Source organism: Pseudomonas sp. TH08 (assembly GCF_016651275.1).
In the GTDB taxonomy this organism is placed as follows: domain Bacteria; phylum Pseudomonadota; class Gammaproteobacteria; order Pseudomonadales; family Pseudomonadaceae; genus Aquipseudomonas.
Genome location: NZ_JAEKEE010000001.1, coordinates 1,532,182 through 1,546,570, shown reverse-complemented (window position 1 = coordinate 1,546,570; position 14,389 = coordinate 1,532,182). Strand labels below are relative to the sequence as shown.

General features: G+C 60.0%; 12 protein-coding genes. 7 read left to right on the top strand and 5 right to left on the bottom strand.

The features are described from left to right. Positions 1 to 111: 111 nt before the first annotated feature. The 6 genes from JFT91_RS07175 (at position 112) to JFT91_RS07150 (ending at position 6,616) form a co-directional block, all read left to right on the top strand. Positions 112 to 1,353: an SfnB family sulfur acquisition oxidoreductase gene (locus JFT91_RS07175; protein ID WP_201231944.1), complete on the top strand. Its 1,242-nt coding sequence runs from the start codon at positions 112 to 114 to the stop codon at positions 1,351 to 1,353. 25 nt (positions 1,354 to 1,378) lie between these two features. Continuing rightward, positions 1,379 to 2,572 (top strand): SfnB family sulfur acquisition oxidoreductase, encoded by a 1,194-nt coding sequence (locus tag JFT91_RS07170; RefSeq protein WP_201231942.1) that lies wholly within the window; start codon positions 1,379 to 1,381, stop codon positions 2,570 to 2,572. Beyond that, positions 2,572 to 3,930, top strand: coding sequence for an LLM class flavin-dependent oxidoreductase (locus tag JFT91_RS07165; protein WP_201229841.1), 1,359 nt, complete (start codon positions 2,572 to 2,574; stop codon positions 3,928 to 3,930). The genes JFT91_RS07170 and JFT91_RS07165 overlap by 1 nt, the downstream gene beginning before the upstream one ends. 118 nt (positions 3,931 to 4,048) lie before the next feature. Beyond that, the gene (locus JFT91_RS07160; RefSeq protein ID WP_201231940.1) at positions 4,049 to 4,858 is read left to right on the top strand and encodes a MetQ/NlpA family ABC transporter substrate-binding protein; all 810 of its coding nucleotides are present in this window, start codon (positions 4,049 to 4,051) and stop codon (positions 4,856 to 4,858) included. 2 nt (positions 4,859 to 4,860) lie between these two features. Further along, complete coding sequence (locus JFT91_RS07155) at positions 4,861 to 5,982, top strand: methionine ABC transporter ATP-binding protein (RefSeq protein WP_201231938.1); 1,122 nt, start codon at positions 4,861 to 4,863, stop codon at positions 5,980 to 5,982. Then, positions 5,972 to 6,616 carry a methionine ABC transporter permease gene (locus JFT91_RS07150; RefSeq protein ID WP_064116958.1) on the top strand — a complete coding sequence of 215 codons (645 nt, stop codon included), beginning with the start codon at positions 5,972 to 5,974 and terminating at the stop codon, positions 6,614 to 6,616. Before JFT91_RS07155 ends, JFT91_RS07150 begins: the two co-directional genes overlap by 11 nt. Positions 6,617 to 6,698: 82 nt before the next feature. On the opposite strand, the gene JFT91_RS29480 is transcribed toward JFT91_RS07150, so the two are convergent. Further along, positions 6,699 to 7,112: a hypothetical protein gene (locus tag JFT91_RS29480; protein ID WP_242489224.1), complete on the bottom strand. Its 414-nt coding sequence runs from the start codon at positions 7,110 to 7,112 to the stop codon at positions 6,699 to 6,701. A gap of 20 nt (positions 7,113 to 7,132) precedes the next feature. Beyond that, positions 7,133 to 8,107, bottom strand: a complete 975-nt coding sequence (locus JFT91_RS29475) for a hypothetical protein (RefSeq protein ID WP_242489223.1) — start codon at positions 8,105 to 8,107, stop codon at positions 7,133 to 7,135. 237 nt (positions 8,108 to 8,344) lie between these two features. Here JFT91_RS29475 and JFT91_RS07140 point away from each other — a divergent pair, with 237 nt between their 5' ends. After that, positions 8,345 to 8,974: a class I SAM-dependent methyltransferase gene (locus JFT91_RS07140; RefSeq protein ID WP_201231934.1), complete on the top strand. Its 630-nt coding sequence runs from the start codon at positions 8,345 to 8,347 to the stop codon at positions 8,972 to 8,974. Positions 8,975 to 9,064: 90 nt separating this feature from the next. Here JFT91_RS07140 and JFT91_RS07135 read toward each other — a convergent pair whose 3' ends face one another. The 3 genes from JFT91_RS07135 to JFT91_RS07125 are packed head-to-tail and all read right to left on the bottom strand — an operon-like array spanning position 9,065 to position 14,279. Beyond that, a complete protein-coding gene (locus JFT91_RS07135; RefSeq protein WP_201231933.1) occupies positions 9,065 to 12,118 on the bottom strand; it encodes an efflux RND transporter permease subunit in 3,054 nt (1,017 codons plus the stop codon). Then, the gene (locus JFT91_RS07130) at positions 12,115 to 13,179 is read right to left on the bottom strand and encodes an efflux RND transporter periplasmic adaptor subunit (RefSeq protein ID WP_201231931.1); all 1,065 of its coding nucleotides are present in this window, start codon (positions 13,177 to 13,179) and stop codon (positions 12,115 to 12,117) included. Before JFT91_RS07130 ends, JFT91_RS07135 begins: the two co-directional genes overlap by 4 nt. Beyond that, positions 13,176 to 14,279 (bottom strand): efflux RND transporter periplasmic adaptor subunit, encoded by a 1,104-nt coding sequence (locus tag JFT91_RS07125; protein ID WP_201229818.1) that lies wholly within the window; start codon positions 14,277 to 14,279, stop codon positions 13,176 to 13,178. The genes JFT91_RS07130 and JFT91_RS07125 overlap by 4 nt, the downstream gene beginning before the upstream one ends. Between the last annotated feature and the right edge of the window lie 110 nt (positions 14,280 to 14,389).

Genomic DNA, 14,389 nt, shown 5'->3' with positions numbered 1-14,389 from the left:
CCGCACTTTTGCGGCGTTTTTCATGAGATGTGAGGTAGGCAGTATGGTCCGGAACACAATCACCCCAGTGCAGATCGCCAGGGCATTGCGTGCAGCCAAGGAGCGGCACTGATGTCCAGTCTGGCAGATGCAAACGTCCAGTCTGATCTAGACATCGCCCCGTTGTTGTTGCCCGCGCAGGTTTTGCGCAACGACGCACAAGCCATCAAGGCCGCCCATGAGCTGGCGCAAGTCGCCCGTGTGCAGGCCGCCAAGCGCGACCGCCAGCGCAAGTTGCCGTGGTCGGAAATAGAACAGTTCACTCGCAGCGGTTTAGGCAGCATTGCCATCCCGCGCGAATACGGTGGCCCGCAGGTTTCATTCGTCACGTTGGCCGAGGTGTTTGCGATCATTTCCGCGGCTGACCCGGCGCTGGGGCAAATTCCGCAGAACCAGTTCGGCATCATCAACCTGGTGCTCGGCAGCGCCACCGAAGAACAGAAAAAACAGCTGTTCCAGAGCGTTCTCGAAGGCTGGCGCATCGGCAATGCCGGGCCTGAACGCGGCACCAAAAACACCCTGGAGCTGAAAGCGCGGATCACTGCCGATGGCGACGATTACGTGATCAACGGCCAGAAATTCTATTCCACCGGTGCTCTGTTTGCGCATTGGGTGGCCGTGAAGGCGCTCAACGACGATGGCAAGCAAGTGCTGGCCTTTGTCCGTCGTGGTACACCAGGTTTGCGCATCGTTGATGACTGGTCGGGCTTCGGTCAGCGCACCACCGCCAGCGGCACGATCCTGCTGAACAACGTGCGCGTCGAGGCGAGCCTGGTCGTCGACAACTGGAAGATCAACGAAACGCCGAATACCCAGGGCGCGGTGTCGCAACTGATTCAAGCAGCCATCGACGCCGGCATCGCCCGAGGCGCCATCGATGACGCCATCGAGTTCGTCAAAACCCGCGCACGCCCCTGGATCGACGCCAAGGTTGATCGCGCCAGCGATGACCTCTACGTGATCGCCGACATCGGCAAACTGAAAATCGAACTGCACGCTGCCGAAGCGTTGCTGCGCAAGGCTGGCCAAGTGCTCGATCAGGTGCACGCCGCGCCGCTCACCGCCGAGTCAACCGCCCGCGCCTCGATTGCCGTGGCCGAAGCCAAAGTGCTGACCACCGAAATCTCGCTGCTGGCCAGCGAAAAGCTTTTCGAACTGGCCGGCAGCCGCGCGACCCTCGCCGAATTCAATCTCGACCGCCACTGGCGCAACGCCCGCGTGCACACACTGCACGACCCGGTGCGCTGGAAATATCACGCGGTCGGCGCCTATCGCCTTAACGGCACTTTGCCTGCGCGCCATTCCTGGATCTGAGACGACCAGACATCTGGAGAAACCTATGACTTTTTCCCATCACGTCGCGGTCATCACCAGCGATGAGCAAGCCCTGATTGTCGCCAGCGACCTGGCCGAAGATTTCAAACGCGACAGCGCCCTGCGCGACCGTGAACGCCGCCTGCCACTGCCGGAACTCGACGTGTTTTCCCGCTCGGGCCTGTGGGGCATCAGCGTGCCGAAGGAATACGGTGGCGCTGGCGTCTCTAACGTGACCCTGGCCAAAGTCATCGCCCTGATCGCTCAGGCCGACGGCTCGCTCGGGCAGATTCCGCAGAACCATTTTTACGCACTGGAAGTGCTGAGCGTGAACGGCAGCCACGCACAAAAGCAACGGCTGTACGCCGAAGTGCTCGCTGGCCAGCGCTTCGGCAATGCACTGGCGGAACTGGGCACCAAAACTGCCCATGACCGCGTCACCAGCCTCAAACGCGAGGGTGACGGTTATCGCATCAACGGTCGCAAGTTCTACGCGACCGGTGCGATTTACGCCCAGCGCATTCCGACCTCTGTGGTGGATGAAAACGGTGTGCAGCAACTGGCTTTCGTCCCGCGCACCAGCAAAGGCCTGACCGTGATCGACGACTGGAGCGGCTTCGGCCAACGCACCACCGGCAGCGGATCAGTTGTGTTCGAAGACGTGTACGTAGCGGCTGAAGACGTGCTGCCGTTTCAAAGCGCCTTCGAGCGCCCGACCCCTGTCGGCCCGTTGGCACAGATCCTTCATGCGGCCATCGACACCGGCATCGCCCGCGCCGCTTACGAAGATGCCTTGCATTTCGTCCGTAGCAAAACCCGTCCATGGATCGATTCCGGCAATGACAAAGCCACCGAGGATCCGCTGACGCTGAAAAGCTTCGGGCACCTGAGCATTCGCTTGCATGCCACCGAAGCCTTGCTTGAACGCGCCGGCGAATTCCTCGACAAGGCCCAGGCCGAGACCAACGCCGAAACCGTTGCGGCGGCCTCGATTGCCGTCGCCGAAGCACGTGCGATCAGCACCGAAATTTCCCTGGCCGCCGGCAGCACGCTGTTCGAGCTTGCCGGCAGCCAGGCCACGCTGATCGAACACGGCCTCGACCGTCATTGGCGCAACGCCCGCGTGCACACGCTGCACGACCCGGTGCGCTGGAAGTATCACGCCGTGGGCAATTACTACCTCAACGGCGAAAATCCTCCGTTGCGAGGGACCATCTGATGAGCGCTGTAAAAAAGAAGATCCTGCTCAACGCGTTCAACATGAACTGCATCGGCCACATCAACCACGGCCTGTGGACGCATCCGCGCGATACCTCCACCCGTTACAACACCATTGAATACTGGACCGAACTGGCGCAGTTGCTGGAACGCGGACTGTTCGACGGCTTGTTCATTGCCGACATCGTCGGGGTGTATGACGTCTACCAGAACTCGGTCGACGTCACGCTGAAAGAGTCGATTCAGTTGCCGGTCAACGATCCGCTGCTGCTGGTTTCAGCCATGGCCGCCGTCACCAAAAACCTCGGTTTCGGCCTCACCGCCAACCTGACTTATGAGCCGCCGTATCTGTTCGCCCGGCGCATGTCGACGCTCGATCATCTGAGCCGTGGTCGCGTGGGCTGGAACATTGTCACCGGCTACCTCGACAGCGCCGCCAAAGCCATGGGCCTCAGCGAACAGGTCGAGCACGACCGCCGCTACGACCAGGCCGATGAGTACCTGGAGGTGCTCTACAAACTCTGGGAAGGCAGTTGGGAAAACGGCGCGGTGCTCAATGACCGTGAACAGCGCCTCTATGCCCAACCGGAAAAAGTGCACAAGGTCGAGCACAAGGGCGAGTTCTATCAGGTCGAGGGTTATCACCTCTGCGAGCCGTCACCGCAGCGCACGCCGGTGTTGTTTCAAGCGGGCAGTTCCGAACGTGGTTTGCTGTTCGCCGGACGTCATGCCGAGTGTGTGTTCATCAGTGGCCAGAACAAACCGTCGACCAAGGTTCAGGTCGACAAGGTGCGCGCCAGCGCCGTTGAAGCCGGGCGCAATCCCGAGGACATCAAAGTGTTCATGGGCCTCAACGTCATCGTCGGCGCCACTGAAGAGGCGGCGTGGGCCAAACACGCCGAATACCTCAGCTACGCCAGTGCCGAGGCCGGTGTGGCGCATTTCTCGGCGTCCACCGGCATCGACTTTTCCCAGTACGAGATCGACGAACCGATCCAGTACGTGAAGAGCAACGCCATCCAGTCCGCCACCAGGAACCTGCAAAACAATGACTGGACCCGGCGCAAATTGCTCGACCAGCACGCCCTCGGTGGCCGCTACATCACCGTGGTCGGTTCACCGGAGCAAGTGGCGGATGAGCTGGAATCGTGGATCGCTGAAACCGGTCTGGACGGCTTCAACCTGACGCGGATTGTCACCCCGGAAAGCTATGTCGATTTTATTGAACTGGTGATTCCCGAGTTGCAGCGACGCGGGTCGTACAAGACGGCGTATGACAGCGGCAGCTTGCGCGAGAAGCTGTTTCACGGCGCGGCGCAGCTCCCCGAGCAACACACCGGATCTTCGTACCGGCATTAAAAGCTTCGCGAGCAGGCTCGCTCCCACAGTTGGAATGCATTTCCCCTGTGGGAGCGAGCCTGCTCGCGAAGAGGCCCGAACAGACACCACAAATTTATGCACTGACTGGAAAACCCTCATGACCAAAAAACGCCTGTCCCACCCAGTCAAAGCACTGGCCCTGGCCCTCGGCCTGTTCAGCACGGCCATCTTCGCCGCTGACGCCCCACTGAAAATCGGCACCACCGCCGCGTTCGCCATCCCGCTGGAAGCCGCCGTCGAAGAGGCCTCCAAACAAGGCCTGAAAGTCGAACTGGTGGAGTTCACCGACTGGATCGCGCCGAACGTCAGCCTCGCTGCCGGCGACATCGACGTGAACTACTTCCAGCACATCCCCTTCCTCGAAAACGCCAAAGCCGCCTCGGGTTTTGACCTGGTGCCGTTCGCCCCGGGGATCATCAACAACGTCGGCCTCTATTCGAAAAAATACAAAAGCTTCGACGAGTTGCCGGAAGGCGCCAGCGTCGCCATCGCCAACGACCCGATCAACAGCGGCCGTGGTCTGCAACTGCTGGCCAAGGCTGGTTTGATTACGCTGAAACCGGGCGTTGGTTACAAGGCCAGCGAAGAAGACATCGTCGCCAACCCGAAGAAAATCAAAATCCTGCAAGTCGAAGCCGTGCAACTGGTGCGCGCCTACGACGACGCCGATCTGGTCCAGGGTTACCCGGCCTACATTCGCCTGGCGAAGACTTTCGATGCCGGTTCGGCGCTGCTGTTCGACGGTCTCGACCACAGGGAATACGTGATCCAGTTCGTCATCCAGCCGAAGAGCAAAACCGACCCGCGCCTGATCAAATTCGTCGATATCTATCAACACTCGCCGGCCGTTCGCGCCGCACTGGATAAGGCCCACGGCAAGCTGTATCAGGCCGGTTGGGAAAGCTGAACATGACGGCCGCGATCCAACGGCGACTGGAGACTCCAGAGCCACACAATGCTGAGAAGACCGAACTTCACCCTGAGTTGAATCGTGCCCACGTACGCTTCATCGGTTTGGGCAAAACCTACAACGGCCGGCAAGGCCCGGTCGCGGCGCTGCAAGGCATCGATCTGGCAATCCAGCGTGGCGAGGTGTTCGGCATCATCGGCCGTAGCGGCGCCGGCAAGTCGTCGTTGATCCGTACGATCAATCGTCTGGAACAGCCGAACTCAGGGCGCGTGCTGATCGATCAGGTGGACATCGGCGAGTTCGATGAGAATCGCCTGGTTGCCCTGCGCCGGCGCATCGGCATGATCTTTCAGCACTTCAATCTGATGTCAGCGAAAACGGTTTGGCAGAACGTCGAGCTGCCGCTGAAGGTAGCCGGCGTACCGAAAGAACAACGCGAGAAAAAGGTTCGCGAACTGCTCGAACTGGTGGGCCTGCAAGCCAAGCACAAAGCCTATCCGGCGCAGTTGTCCGGCGGGCAGAAACAGCGTGTCGGCATCGCCCGCGCGCTGGTGCATGACCCGGATATCTTGCTCTGCGACGAGGCGACCTCGGCGCTCGACCCGGAAACCACACAGTCGATCCTCGGCCTGCTGCGCGAGATCAACAAACGCCTGGGCCTGACCATCGTGCTGATCACTCATGAGATGGCGGTGATTCGCGACATCTGCGATCGCGTCGTGGTGCTGGAGCATGGTCGCGTTGTTGAACAAGGCCCTGTCTGGGAAGTGTTCGGCAATCCGCAACACGAGGTCAGCCAGACCTTGCTCGCGCCGTTGCAACACGCATTGCCGGAAGAACTGCAGAGCCGCTTGCAGACGCAGTCGCCCTCATCCGAAGCCGCCGTGGTCCTGCGTTTGCAGTTCACCGGCGCTGCCGCCGACGAGCCGGATCTGGCCGCACTGTTTGCAGCACTCGGCGGTCGGGTGAAGTTGCTGCAGGGCGGCGTCGAACGAATTCAGGGGCATGCGCTCGGGCAACTGTTGCTGTCGGTCAGCGGCTCAGCGTTCAGCGCCGAGCAATTGCGCGAGCGTGCCAGGCCATGGGCGCAACGAGTGGAGGTGCTGGGTTATGTGGTTTGATCGCTTGCTGCAAGGTTTCATCGACACCTTTCTGATGGTCGGCGTGTCGTCGTTGATCGCGTTGCTGGTGGGGATTCCCATGGCGGTGATTCTGGTCACCAGCGACAAGGGCGGGATCTACCAAGCGCCGGTTTTGAACCGGGCCTTGGGCGCTTTCGTCAACCTGTTCCGCTCGATCCCGTTTCTGATTCTGATGGTCGCGCTGATTCCCTTCACCCGGTTGATTGTCGGCACGACTTACGGTGTCTGGGCAGCAGTGGTGCCGCTGACGATTGCGGCTACGCCGTTCTTCGCGCGGATTGCTGAAGTGAGCCTGCGAGAAGTTGATCATGGCTTGATCGAAGCTGCGCAGGCGATGGGTTGCCGGCGCTGGCACATCGTCTGGCATGTGTTGCTGCCGGAAGCGCTGCCAGGCATTGTCGGCGGGTTCACCATTACGCTGGTCACGATGATCAACTCATCGGCCATGGCCGGGGCGATTGGCGCCGGTGGTCTGGGCGACATTGCCTACCGCTACGGTTACCAGCGCTTTGACAGCCAGATCATGCTGACGGTGATTGTATTGCTGGTGGCGCTGGTGGCGGTGATTCAATTGGGTGGGGATCGCCTCGCCCGCGGCTTGAATAAACGCTGAGGCCAGAGCAAAAGATCGCGGCCTGCGGCAGCTCCTATGGGAAATACCGCAGGCTACAATTTTTTTGCTCGGGGCGTGCGCCTCAATCTTCAATCAGGCTGTCGAGCCATGCATATTCAATTTTGCTTCGATGCAGCGTCTGCATGCTTTTTGCCGCGTACACGAGGCTGTCAGCGTTGTTGACAGCCAAGTGCGCTCGCAGTGACGGGTTTGCATTGAACAGATCAACCGCCGCCTGAAGCGCCAGATCATCGCCAACTCCGAGGTAATCGCTGACACCGAAGAGGAAGTTATCGTGGTCATTGGTAAAGGCGTTCAAATACTCGACCGTCAAACCACCGCGCATGATCGCTTCGGATACACCGCGCTCCGGTACGTCGTAAACGGCCAGCGAATCCCAATCCAGCAAGCGGCCCAGTCGACTGTCCAGATAGAAATAATCCGCCGCGTTCGGCCCGATGGTCTGGAACCGGTCAATTCTGTTGGTGTGCAACATTTCATGGCCCAGTGAAACGCTCAAAACCCCGCGCTGCATGTACTTGCGATTGATGAAGAAGCGGCCGTGAAAATCTTTTTGTACATCCAGGCCGCGCTGTTGCTGTCTGCATCAATCCCGAGGAATTTCTCGCCTCCCCAGTTCCCTTGATACTCTCTGGACAGGGCCTGGCCTCGCGCGACTGAATCGGCGAATCGCTGCGTAACAGCGTGGTGATCAGCGCCAAAGAAGCTTTGGTAAACCGCGTCGGCGTCTTTGTACTTCTGGCCAATGGCATGTCCCGTATCAGCGAAAATGTTTTCGACCGCTTGCAGCTCCGAGCGAATGATCGCCGCCTGTTCCGGCGGAAACTGCTTCAACCCGCGCGCGACCAGCGTGCCCTCCTGTGCCGCCGAGTACTCAAACGAATCATCGTTACCGGTATGCACCTGGTGCTTCTGGACATGCTCTTTTCTGACCTTGCGAATGAGCTGATCAATGTCGATATCAATGACTTTGCCGGGCTCGGGCAGAGGCTGCGGCCGTTCGAGCGCCCAGGTCTTGCTTCGCGGGTGGTAAAACAGCACCGGCCCCAAAGCCGCCAATTCAGATACCAGCGCCGCCCGATATTCACCGGCCATGCCGGTTTCCCGAACCAGAACGATCTCGCCGGGCGCGATATCGACATAGTTTCGGTTCTTGAACACCCTCAGGCCCAGAGCATTGGCTGCGGGCAGTTTGGCCGGCGCTCTCAAGCTGTAGCGCGCCAGTGATCCGGTCACTGGCTGCATGGGCAAGATCTGAGCCGATTGCAACGCGGTCGTCGTGATTGCCGGGGATGACGGTTCAACAGGCTGAGCGGGCGCCCCACCCTCTGAAACTTCGTCAGGACGAAAAACCTTCAACGGCGTCCCGTCGTCAGACGGCGTATGGCCGGATCTTTTACGGGTGGGTGTGGCATCCAGCGTATTGCGGTTGGACGGCGAAGTGGAACCGGGTTTGCTGACAGTTCTCATGAAAATCCTTTTTTGAGTGAATCCCCCGAAGAAAAAAACAGGGCAGACATCGCGATAGTCGTCTATCGCGCAGGCGTCATTGCATCCGATTGCGAACCGCCAGGTGCGGTACATATGTATTGCACAAACGCTGGATTTTTATGCTGTCCCTGCAAGAGCTGTCGCAGGCTGCGATCCTCTTCGGCGCAAAAGCGCTTATAGTCAGCCCCACCTCCTTTTTGCCACGCAGCCACCGTCATGAAGCAGACACCCAGCGACCTCGCACAGATCACCGCCACCACGTTGGGCAATTACAACGCGGTGGCCGAAGACTTTCGTGAAGGTACTCGCGATCACGATGTCAGCCAGAACATCGATGCGTTGTTGCGGCACCTTCAGGGAGAGGCGCCGTTCACGATTCTCGATTTCGGCTGTGGCCCGGGGCGCGATTTGCAGACATTCACGCGCATGGGTCATATCGCGGTCGGCCTCGACGGCTCACAAGAGTTTGCGCGAATGGCCCGCGAGGACAGTGGCTGCGAAGTCTTGCAGCAGGATTTTCTAAAGCTTGATCTGCCGGCAGAACGCTTCGACGGAATTTTTGCCAACGCGGTGCTGTTTCATGTGCCGCTGCAGGAATTGCCGCGGGTGCTGCAACAGTTGCACGGCACGTTGAAACCTGGCGGCGTTCTGTTCAGCTCCAATCCTCGCGGGGATAACCGCGAGGGCTGGAACGGGCGGCGTTATGGCGCGTATCACGACCTCGAAGCCTGGCGCGGATTGTTGACGACGGCCGGGTTTGTCGAGCTGGAGCACTACTTCCGCCCGGCAGGGCTGCCGCGTGAGCAACAGCCGTGGCTGGCCAGCGTCTGGCGACGGGCTGCTTAAAGATCAACTGATCGCAGCCTGCGGCAGCTCCTACAGGGGAATGCGTTCCCATGCAGGCGCTGCCGCAGGCTGCGATCTTTTGCTTTTGTATCAGGCAGCATCCTTCTTCGGCTCGCGAATCTTGTACCAGGCCACATACAACGCCGGCAAAAACAGCAGCGTCAGCAATGTCGCGACAACGATCCCGCCGATCATCGCGTAAGCCATCGGCCCCCAGAACACCTCCCGGGCAATCGGAATCATGCCCATGCTCGCCGCCGCCGCGGTCAGCAGGATCGGCCGACGCCGGTGCTCGGTCGCTTCCACCACCGCATCCCACGGTTCATAGCCCTTCTTCTCGTATTCATCGATCTGCGTCACCAGAATCACCGAGTTACGGATGATGATGCCGATCAGCGCCAGGATCCCGAGAATCGCCACGAAACCCATGGGCGTACCGGTCGGCACCAGCGCCAGCACCACGCCGATCAGCCCCAGCGGCGCAACACTCGCCACCAGGAACATCTTCTGCACGCTGTGCAGCTGGATCATCAGGAAGGTCGCCATCAAAAACAGCATCAACGGCAGCACTTTGGCAATCGGCCCCTGGGCCTTGCCGCTTTCCTCGACCGTACCGCCAGTGGCGACTTTGTAGCCGACCGGCAGTTTTTCGGCGAAGGCGTCAATGGACGGTTTCAGCAGTTTCACCAGATCGGTGGGCTGAATCTCGTCGCGCACCGAGGCCTTGATGGTGATGGTCGGCAAGCGGTCGCGGCGCCACACCAACGGCTGCTCCAACTCATACCGCACCGTGGCGAACGCCAGCAGTGGAATCGAGGTGCCGCTCGGCGTGACGATCTGTAGGTTTTGCAGGGTTTCCGGGGTGCCGCGTTCGGAATCGACTGCGCGACCGACGACGTTGATCAGGTAAATATCATCATCGACCTGAGTCAGAGGCGAGCCGCTGACGATGCTGTTCATCAGATTCGCCACGTCTTCTGACGACAGCCCGAGTTGGCGCGCCTTGTCTTGTGCGATATCGATACGCAGGACTTTACCCGGCTCGTTCCAGTCGTAAATGATCTCGCCGATGTGCGAGTTCTTGTCCAGTTCGGTGGCCAGGTCGATCGCGTGCTTGCGCACCTGATCGATGTCCTTGCCGCTGATCCGGTACTGGATCGGCCGCCCGACCGGCGGGCCCATTTCCAGCGCCTGCACGTAGCTGCCAATGCCGACGAAGTCTTTGCGCAAGCGCTCACGCAGGCGTTGACTCAAAGCCTCGCGCGATTCGAAATTTTTGCTGACGATCACCAGTTGCGCGTAGTACGGGTTCTGCAATTGCTGGTCGAGCGGCAGGTAGAAACGGATCGCGCCCTGACCGATGTAGGTGCTCCAGCGCACGATATCCGGATCACCCTTGAGGGTTTCTTCCAGTTTGTCGACGGCTTTACGGGTTTCGTTGATCGAGGCGTTTTGCGGCAGATTCAGGTCGACCAGAATTTCCGGCCGATCGGATGACGGAAAGAACTGGTTCTGCACAAAGCGCATGCAGAACACCGCCAGCACGAAGCACAGAATCGTGATGCCGATGGCCCACCAACGGTTGCGCATCGACCACAACAAACCATGGTTGAAGGCCCGCCCAATGCGCCCAGGCTCGGCCTTGTGCGGTTTCACATTGGTGCTGAGGATGTGCACGCCGATCACCGGCGCAAACAGTACGGCGACGATCCACGACACCAGCATCGCCACCGCGATCACCGCAAACAAGGTGAAGGTGTACTCACCCGCAGAGCTGGCGTTGAGGCCGATCGGCACGAAACCGGCCACGGTCACCAGCGTCCCGGTGAGCATCGGGAACGCCGTCGAGGTGTAGGCGAACGTCGCTGCCTGTTCCTTGGTCTCGCCCATTTCCAGACGCGTGACCATCATTTCCACGGTGATCATCGCATCGTCCACCAGCAGGCCGAGGGCGATGATCAAGGCACCGAGGGAAATCCGCTGCATGGTGATGCCGCTGTATTCCATGAACACAAACACCATCGCCAGCACCAGCGGAATCGAGCACGCTACCACCAGGCCGGCGCGCACGCCGAGGCTGATAAAGCTCACCACCAGCACGATGATCACCGCTTCGAACAACGCGCTGGTGAAGCCGCCGACGGCCTCCTCCACCACCACCGCCTGATCGGACACTGTGTGCACGCCGACGCCCACGGGCAGGTCAGCGGTCAATTGGTCGATGCGTGCGTGCAGTGCCTTGCCGAACTCCTGCACGTTGCCGCCCTTCTGCATGGCAATCGCCAGGCCTATAGCCGGTTTGCCGTCGAAGCGGAACTCGGGGGTGGCCGGATCGACGTAACCACGGCTGATGTCAGCGATGTCGGCCAGACGATAGAAACGATCATTGAGCTTGAGATTGACCTCGGCCAGGTCCTTCTCGGAGGCAAACTGGCCCGAGGTGCGCACGGAGATCCGCTCGGGGCCGGCCTCGATGACACCTGCCGGGGTCACGGCGTTTTGCGATTGCAGGCTCTGCACCACCTGACGCTGATCGATCCCCAGCGCTGCGAGTTTGCGCGTGGAGAAGTTCAGGTAAATCACTTCGTCCTGCTGACCGACCATCTCGATCTTGCCCAGCCCTGGCACATTGCGGATCTCTGCGCGCGCCTGCTCGACGTAATCGCGCAGCTGGCGCATGGTCAGACCGTCGGCGGTAAACGCATAAACCGAGCCGTAAACATCACCAAATTCATCGTTGAATCCCGGCCCCTGAATACCTTGGGGAAACTGCCCGCGAATGTCGTCGATCTTCTTGCGCACCTGGTACCAGATTTCCGGAATGTCCTTGGCACTGGTGGTGTCGCGCAGGTACACGTACACCGTCGATTCGCCGGGGCGCGTATAGCTTTTCACGTAGTCGAGGGAGTCCAGCTCTTCGAGTTTTTTCTCGATGCGGTCGGTGACTTGCTTGAGGGTTTCTTCTTGCGTCGCGCCCGGCCATTTGGTCTGGATAACCATGGTCTTGATGGTGAACGAAGGGTCTTCTTCACGCCCCAGATTGAAGTATGAGAACACCCCCATGAGCAATCCGACGAACATCAGATACCAGACGAAAGACTGATGCTTGAGGGCCCATTCGGAGAGGTTGAAAGAGCCTTTCATTGACTGTCCTCGTCAAGTTTCACGGATTGTCCGGGTTTTAGACTGTTGACGCCGGCGCTGACCACTCGCTCGCCGTTCTTCACGCCGCCGGCAAGCACCACGCTGCTGTTGGTACGGCTGATGACCGTGACGTCGCGAGGGCTGACGGTCTTGTTTTGCGTGTCGATCACCCATATACGCGATTTGCCGTCGACCTCTTGCAGCGCCGTTGCGGGCAATTCGATACGCGGTTTGATCGCAGAACTGAGGGTCACACTGATCGCCGTGCCGAGGCGGAAGCCGTCGGGTGTGTCTGCCAGCGTCAGGCGCGCCCGTCGCGTGCGAGTAGCGCTTTGCGCCTGCGGTTCGATTTCGCGAATGGTCGCGGTGGTCTTGATGCTCGGATCAAGTTGCGCCGCGACCAGGAACACCACGTCGCTGGGAATCTGGTCGACCAGCGTGTCCGGCAGGTCGATCACCGCTTCCTTGATGTCCGGTTGCGCCAGCGTTACCACTTGCTGGCCGGCAGTCACTACCTGCCCGGCCTCGGCGTTCCAGGCAGTGACCACGGCGCGGTGGTCGGAGCGCAATTCGGTGTAGCCGAGTTGATCCTTGCTTTGATTGACCGCCGCACGCGCCTGATCGAGCGAGGCTTGCGTGGTTTTCAGATCAGTCGTGGCAATGTCCAGCTGCGCCTGCGCTCCGACACCGCGATCAAACAGCGCTTGCTGGCGGCGCGCATTGGCTTGCGCGTTGATCAGTTGGGCCTGGACTTTCGCCAGATCGCCCTGGGCCGAACGCAACTGGTTCTGCTGATCAGACGGGTCGAGGGTGGCGAGCAACGTGCCCTTCTCCACTTCAGCACCGACATCGACATTACGGCTGGCGATGCGGCCACCGACGCGGAAACCGGTGTTGCTCTCGTAGCGCGCCTGAATACTGCCGGCAAAGCGCCCGAGATTTTCTTCGCTCAAGGCCTCGACCTTAACCGACAGCACCGGACGTACCGGCTCAGGCGGTGGTTCCTTCTTGGAGCACGCGACCAACAACAAAGCAATGGGTAACAGCCACAGAGACTTCATGGCTGTGCTCCCGGTTGCAGATCCTTGTAGGTGTTTTCGGCGATCTCGACTTTCATCCCCGGATGCAGCAATTGCCCACCGGCGACGATGACTTTCTCGCCACCCTTGAGGCCTTCGCTGATGATGACTTTGCCGGTCAGGTAACGCCCAACCGTGACCGTGTGCAACTGCGCTTCACCTTTATCGTCAACCATCCACACCGCCGGGTCGCTGATGTTTTTGGTCAACGCCGACCACGGCAACTCAACCGCCGATTTGCCCGAGCCCTTGGCCGTGGCACTGACCACCGATCCGAGCTGCATGCCCGGCGGCAATTTATCGAGGGTCACTTTGACTTGTACGGTGCCGGACTGCGCTGACACCGCCGGGGTGATTTCGCGCACAGTACCGGTGGTTTTGATCTCGGGATTGTCGAGCAGGCTAACGGTGATCCTGTTATCCGAAGGACGTTCGGCCAGCAACGACTCATAGACGTTGAATACCGCATCGCGGTCGCCGTCTCGGGCCAGTTTGTAAATAGGCGCCGTGGCCTGTACCACTTGGCCGACCTCGGCCTGACGCTCGGTGATGATCCCGGGCGCGTCGGCAATCAACGAGGTGTAGCTGAGTTGATCCTTGGCATTGGCCAGTTGCGCCTGGGCCGCGCTCAATGCGCTTTGGCTACTGCGCAACGCCGCTTGTGCGGAATCGTATTCGCTCTGGCTGGTATAACCCTTGGGCAACAGTTTTTGCTGGCGCACGAACGCCGCAGCAGTCTGCTTGACCCGTGCCTGTTCGGCGACCACTTGGGCCTGAGCCGAGTCGACGTTAGTCTGCAAATCCTTGGGATCGAGTTTGGCCAGCACTTGTTTGGCGGTCACGCGGTCACCGACATCGACCATGCGCTGGATGATCTTGCCGCCGACGCGGAACGACAATTCAGTCTCCACACGCGCCTGCACATCGCCGGTGAGGGTCACGGCAGCCGCGTATTCCGCGGGTTTGACCTCTTGCACGAAGACGCGCGGCAGGTATTCCTGCGGGGCTTTTTTCTCCCCACACGCGGCGAGCAAAGTGAACAGGCTCAGCATGACCGCTGTTTTCAATCCGGGACTCGCCATGCAGACTCCTTCCTGTGTACGAACGTGCAAGTGACGATACGACTGTGAGCTTAGAACAGGGTTCAACGTTCGCTCACGCGAATCAGCACATTTCCCCTGTAGGAGCTGCC